At 58.4% G+C, this 6,388-nt stretch carries 6 protein-coding genes; 1 reads left to right on the top strand and 5 read right to left on the bottom strand.

Annotation, left to right across the window (positions count from 1 at the left end; genetic code table 11):
* Positions 1-1,179: 1,179 nt before the first annotated feature.
* From cysK to DSM25558_RS13905, 4 genes are all read right to left on the bottom strand, one after another.
* Positions 1,180-2,148: a cysteine synthase A gene (cysK, locus tag DSM25558_RS13920; protein ID WP_077105354.1), complete on the bottom strand. Its 969-nt coding sequence runs from the start codon at positions 2,146-2,148 to the stop codon at positions 1,180-1,182.
* 141 nt (positions 2,149-2,289) lie between these two features.
* On the bottom strand, positions 2,290-2,913 hold the full coding sequence (locus DSM25558_RS13915; protein WP_371479974.1) for a LysE family translocator: 624 nt from the start codon (positions 2,911-2,913) through the stop codon (positions 2,290-2,292).
* A 121-nt stretch (positions 2,914-3,034) separates the two neighbouring features.
* On the bottom strand, positions 3,035-3,649 hold the full coding sequence (locus DSM25558_RS13910) for an EF-hand domain-containing protein (RefSeq protein ID WP_077105353.1): 615 nt from the start codon (positions 3,647-3,649) through the stop codon (positions 3,035-3,037).
* 98 nt (positions 3,650-3,747) lie between these two features.
* On the bottom strand, positions 3,748-4,458 hold the full coding sequence (locus DSM25558_RS13905) for a pyrimidine 5'-nucleotidase (protein WP_077105352.1): 711 nt from the start codon (positions 4,456-4,458) through the stop codon (positions 3,748-3,750).
* 104 nt (positions 4,459-4,562) lie between these two features.
* On the opposite strand from DSM25558_RS13905, the gene DSM25558_RS13900 reads away from it, so the two are divergent.
* Positions 4,563-5,465, top strand: a complete 903-nt coding sequence (locus tag DSM25558_RS13900; RefSeq protein WP_077105351.1) for a DMT family transporter — start codon at positions 4,563-4,565, stop codon at positions 5,463-5,465.
* Here DSM25558_RS13900 and argB read toward each other — a convergent pair whose 3' ends face one another.
* Positions 5,466-6,350, bottom strand: coding sequence for an acetylglutamate kinase (gene argB / locus DSM25558_RS13895; protein ID WP_077105350.1), 885 nt, complete (start codon positions 6,348-6,350; stop codon positions 5,466-5,468). It abuts the gene before it with no gap.
* Positions 6,351-6,388: the final 38 nt, after the last annotated feature.

The raw sequence follows: 6,388 nt of genomic DNA, 5'->3' as shown, positions 1-6,388 counted from the left end.
GTTATCCGGCAAGGTTTCCCCTTTGCCATCCGGGACACGCCAGCCATGGCAAGAAGATCGCTGGCGGACACAAACCGCCGAACGGGGCGCTGTGAGGTGCCATATCTAAACTACCCAACGAGGCAGCTTGCAGCGCCCCGTCCGATATACCATGGCCGAGAATGGTTATGGGACACTGAGAACAGATCAAGCCACGGGCAGATGCTGCCGCGTGAACGGCGAAGCTTGCGTAAGCGGTGGCCGGGATTTTTGATAGGATTGGGATTAGTGATGGCAGGTGTGGCTGAAGGCAATTGTTTGACCTCAAGCAACGATAGTTGCTTGGCACAACGGCAGCAACCCTCATCCTGAGGTGGGAGCGTAGCGACCCTCGAAGGACGAGGGTTGCGGATTTGGGGCAGAGTGCGCGGCCGGATGCTTCGAGGGCGCTTTGCGCCACCTCTCCTTCGACAAGCTCAGGATGATGCATGAAGACGGAGGATGTGGTTAGCCGACGACATCACACGGAGTGGAAAATAGGGCATAACGGAGTAACCCTCATCCTGAGGTGCCCCGCAGGGGCCTCGAAGGACGGGGTTGCGGGCTTGAGGCAGAACCCGCCGCGGATGCTTCGAGGCTTTGCCCTTCGGCCAAAGCACCTCAGCATGAGGGCGGAGGGTGTGGTTGGCCGACGACATCACAAGGAGTGTAGAATAGGGCACACTGCAGCAATCGTTACCGGATGCAACGGCAGCAACCCTCATCCTGAGGTGCGGAGGCGAAGCCGCAGCCTCGAAGGGCGAGGGTTGCGTGCTTGGGGCAGAACGCTCGGCTGGATGCTTCGAGGCTTTGTCCCTAGGCCAAAGCACCTCTCCTTCGACAAGCTCAGGATGATGTATGAGGACGGAGGGCTTGGTTGCCCGCACCCGTTGAGAAGACGGTATATGCCGCTAGCCCCCCTCTGCCCTGCCGGGCATCTCCCCCACAGGTGGGGAGATTGGCTGGGCGCTGTCTCACGTGTTCGACCGCATCCTCAGCGCTAGCCTCTCCCGAAACGGATGAGATGGGCTAGAGGTTACGGCAAGCCGATCTCCCCACCCGTGGGGGAGATGCCGGCAGGCAGAGGGGGGGCGAACTTGCTCCGGCGTCAAATATGTATCGTTCTACCGCCGGATAAACCTGCTACCAACGTACCAGACCCTACAACCCCAACCCCTCAAACAACGCCGTCGACAGATACCGCTCCGCAAAGGAGGGAATGATCACGACGATGGTCTTGCCCGCACTTTCATCCCGCGACCCAATTTTGATGGCTGCGGCAAGGGCGGCACCTGAGGAGATGCCGACGGGTACGCCTTCGAGCCGTGCGACCAAGCGGGCGGTTTCGAAGGCTTCGTCATTGGTGATGGCGATGATTTCGTCGTAGATTTTGGTATCCAGAACGGCGGGCGCAAAGCCTGCACCAATCCCTTGAATTTTGTGCGGGCCGGGCGTACCGCCCGAGAGCACCGGGCTGTCGGCTGGTTCCACGGCCACGACCCTGACGTCGGGCTTGCGGGATTTCAGCACCTGGCCCACACCGGTAATCGTGCCGCCCGTGCCGATACCGGAGACGAAAATATCCACGTCGCCGTTGGTGTCGTTCCAGATTTCTTCAGCCGTCGTGGTGCGGTGGATTTCGGGATTGGCGGGGTTTTCGAACTGCTGCGGGATGATGGCATCGGGCAGGGTTGCGGCCAGTTCATGCGCCTTGGTGATTGCGCCTTTCATGCCTTTGGGGCCTTCGGTCAGCACCAGTTCCGCGCCCAGCAGCGCCAGCATCTTGCGGCGCTCGATCGACATGGTTTCGGGCATGGTCAGGATCAGCTTGTAACCCTTGGCGGCGGCGGCGAAGGCCAGCGCGATGCCGGTATTGCCGGATGTCGGCTCGATCAGCGTTGTCTTGCCGGGCGTAATCTTGCCCTGCGCTTCCAGCGCTTCGATCATGGCAACACCGATACGATCCTTGACGGAAGCGATGGGGTTGAAGAACTCCAGCTTTGCCAGGATCGTTGCCTTGACACCCTTGTCTTTCGCCAGCTTGTCGAGACGCACCAGAGGCGTATCGCCGATCGTCTCAGTGATCGAGGCGTAAATCCGCCCGCGTCCGGGTTTTCTGGCTTCAGACATAGTGCGCTCCCATGGTGCAAAGACTGCAATTTTGCGCAGAATAGGAGGAATGCCGCGATGAAGCCAGAGAACGAATGTGCGTATATATCGTAACTGTTGGTATATCATTCTAGGTGGATGAGCTTTATTGGAAAACCAACCTCAAACGGAGCGCGCTGCGATCACCGCTGCGGTACCCGCAAGAATGCTGGCGGCAGTGCGGTTGAGAATGGTCAGCGCACTTGGGTGCTTCAGCAGCGTCCGCGCTCTGGAGGCCAGCAGGATGTAAGGCAGCAGAACCGCCATCAGGACGACGAAGGTGACGGCCAGAAGCGTCGCATATTCGCTGCTGCCGATCATGCGGATGTCGATCAGCGTCGGCACCAGCGCGACGTAGAACAGCATGGTCTTTGGGTTGCCCAGCGTGATGAACAGGCCGGACAGGAAGGACATGGTGATGCTGGTGCTTTTCTTGGCTTGCAAATCCTGCGGCAATAGCCCTGCTGTCCACAGTTTCCACGCGATGTAGAGCAGATAGGCCGCACCGGCGAATTTCAGGATCATGAAGGCTTCCTGAAAGGTCTGCGCCACAAAGGCGAGGCCCAGAATGACGGCGGTCAGATAAACCATGTCGCCTAGCACGAGACCGAGCCCCATGAAGAAGATTTCACGAAAGCCGGAGCCCAGCGCCCGTGCCACGATGGCCGTCATTCCGGGACCGGGAATGGCGGCCGCAATCAAGAGAGCGGTGGCATAGGCGAGGAGGGTGGCGATGCTCACGATCATGTCCTTCTAAACTCGATATCCACCGATATAGCATGAGGAACGATCTTGGAAAGCGGAAACGCAAGAATGCACAAAGCCCGCTGTGAGGCGGGCTTTGCTGGTCTGTTATTTTAGAAAGTGATTACAGGAACGGACGATCCGGCATGTCGTCGATGCTGATCACGCCGTCATTGTTCTTGTCGAGGCGCGTGAACATTTTCTCGCCGGCGGCTGTAAATTCTGCCTTGCTGATCTGGCCGTTGCCATCTGCGTCGACCATGGCGAACATCGCGTTCATCCGGCCACCGTGGCCGCCTTTGCCACCCATACCACCGTGACGTCCTTCGTGCTTGCGTCCTTCCTGACCCTTACGGTCAGCATGGTCTGGGCCGCCTTTTTTGCCGTCGGGGCCGTCCGCATTGGCACGTTCAGGGCGTGGGTTGGCAGCGCGGAACGCTTCCATCTTGGCCTTGCGGAAATCACGCATTTCCTTTGGCGTGATAGAGCCGTCCTTGTTCGCGTCGATCTCGGTGAAAAGCGCGTCCTGGCGGGCTGCAAATTCTTCCTTGGAAACCTTGCCGTCCTTGTTGGTATCAGCCGTCTTCAGCAGATAGACATAGGCCAGTTCAGGGCGCATTGGCGGGCCGTCTTTGCCAGGACCTCCACGCGGTGCAGCCATGGACATGGTTGCTGTGGTGCTGAGCATCAGGGCAGCGCCGAGAGCAGTGAGGGCGATTTTTCGTTTCGACATCGTCATTACCTTTCAAGTGGTGTCCCTGAGTTGGAAGGTAGGTGACCTATGGCGCGGGCACCACTTAAAGATCAGTAATGTGCATGACAAATCGGTAACATGCGTCAGCCGCGCAGGGCTTTCAAAAAGCCTGTCAGATCATCGGTGATGAAATCGATATGTTCGTCGCTGACATCAGGAATTTCCCAGCGTTCCATGACGATACCTTCGAGATTGCGCGGCACCAGAAGCACGGTCTTCATGCCCAGAGCCTTCGGCGCGGTGAGGTTTCGCGGCAAATCCTCGAACATCGCCGCCTTGGTCGTATCGAGCTTGGCAAGGGCGGCGAATTTCTCATAGGTCGCGCTGGCGGGTTTCGGCAGATAATCTGCGGCGACGATATCGAAGATATCCTCGAAATGGTCGAGAATGCCCAGCGCACCCGCGGCGGCCTGCGCATGCGGAACGCTGCCATTGGTCAGAATAAACTTGCGCCCTGGTAAAGCCTTGATGGCTTCGCCAAGCTCCGGGTTGGGCAGCAACGCGGAGTAGTCGATAGCGTGAGCGCGCTCCAGAAAGGCATTGGGATCGATTCCATAATGGATCATCAGGCCCTGAAGCGTGGTGCCGTGCTCATGGTAATACTGCTTTTGAAGCTTGCGCGCCTCGTCGGGCTGCAACTGCAGCAATTCGGCGACATAGGCCGTCATGTTTTTGTCGATCTGCGAAAACAGGTTCACCTCATGGGGGTAAAGCGTGTTGTCCAGATCGAACACCCATTCGGTCACATGGGAAAATTGCGCGGCGTCAGGCTGATTTTTCGGTTTCGTGCTCATGGCCTCTTATGCCCTGTCATCCGCATAAAGAAAATCGAAAAGGCGACGCCAACGCAGCTTTCCGGCCTTGGGGGCCATCACCACTGCATGATAACCGATAAGGTATGGAACTCTGGATACCCATCACCATCGCCGCTGCTTTCATGCAGAACCTGCGCTCGGCCTTACAAAAGCATTTGCAGGGCTCGCTCGGCACGCGTGGTGCCAGCTTCGTCCGCTTCGGTTACGGCTTCCCCATCGCTATTCTCTATGTGTTGTTTCTGCATTTCGGTGCCGAGCAGATTTTCCCAACCTTCAGCACGCGCTTTTTCATCTGGGCGGTGGTGGGTGGGTTGGCGCAAATCTTCGCCACCATGATGCTGGTGCATCTGTTTTCGCTGCGCAACTTCGCTGTCGGCACCGCCTATTCGAAGACGGAACCGGTACAGGCGGCCGTGTTCGGTTTCGTCATACTGGGTGAAAAACTGACGCAGGGTGCGATCATGGCCATCATCGTCGGCGTCATCGGCGTGATGACGATATCCATGGCGCGGCTGCCGCTGTCATGGAGAAACACCGTCACGGCGCTGACCGGCCGCACCGCGCTGATCGGCATCGCCTCGGGCGGCGTCTTCGGCATATCGGCGGTTGCTTACCGAAGCGCGTCGCTGTCGCTCGAAGGCGTGGGACCGATCATGTCCGCAGCCGTCACGCTGGCCTGCGTGACGACCTTTCAGACGGCGTTCATGCTGGTGTGGATGGTCTGGAAAGACAAAAGAGAGATTGTGCAGGTCCTCGTCACCTGGCGATCATCGGCGCTTGTCGGCATCGCAGGGGTGCTTGGGTCGGCGGGCTGGTTCACGGCGATGACGCTGCAACAGGTGGCTTACGTCCGCGCACTTGGGCAGATCGAACTGGTCTTCACCTTCATGGCGTCGTGGTTCCTGTTCCGCGAACGGGTCAACGCCATGGAGCTGGCAGGATGCCTGCTGATCGTCAGCGGCATCCTGGGATTGCTGTTCTGGTAATCAGGGAACGATGAGGGTGCCTGCACCTTCGGTAAAGATTTCCAGGAGCACCGCATGTGGCGTCTTGCCGTTGAGGATGACGACGCCCTGAACGCCTGCCTTGATGGCTTCGATGCAGGTTTCGACCTTGGGGATCATGCCGCCGGAAATCGTGCCGTCCTTGATCAGCGCCCGCGCCTGAGACACCGTCAGTTCCTTGATGAGTTCCTTGTTCTTGTCGAGGACACCCTCGACATCGGTCAGGAACAGCAAGCGGCTGGCGTGCAGCGCACCGGCGATGGCACCGGCAAAGGTGTCGGCATTGATGTTGTATGTCGCGCCATCACGGCCAGGAGCCACAGGTGCGATGACCGGGATCATCTCGGACTTGGCCAGAAGGTCCAGCAACGTGCGGTCGACTTCAACCACTTCACCGACGAAGCCGAGATCGAGCACGCGCTCGATATTGCTGTCGGGATCAACAACGGTCTTCTTGGCCTTTTCGGCAAAGACCATGTTGCCATCCTTGCCGCAAAGGCCGATGGCCCATTCGCCGGTCTGGTTGATGAGTGCGACGATTTCCTTGTTGATCGAGCCGGCCAGAACCATCTCGACAATCTCGACGGTCTTGGCATCGGTGACGCGCAGACCACCTTCGAATTTCGATTCGATGCCCATCCTGCTCAGCATCGCGCCGATCTGCGGGCCGCCGCCATGCACGACGATGGGATTGATGCCGGACTGCTTGAGAAGGGCGATGTCTTCTGCAAAAGCCTTGCCGAGACTGGTGTCTCCCATGGCATGACCGCCATATTTCACGACGATGGTCTTATGCTCGTATTTCTGCATGAAAGGCAGAGCTTGTGCGAGAAGCCGGGCCTGCATTTCGCTTTCGGAAGTCGTCATGGGAAATAACCTCGTCATTGATTGCCGCGCTTTTAACC

Origin of the sequence: Agrobacterium sp. DSM 25558, from assembly GCF_900100825.1 — a bacterium.
Taxonomy (GTDB): domain Bacteria; phylum Pseudomonadota; class Alphaproteobacteria; order Rhizobiales; family Rhizobiaceae; genus Agrobacterium.
The sequence above is the reverse complement of the archived record's forward strand: the minus strand, read 5'-3'. Positions and strand labels throughout refer to the sequence as shown.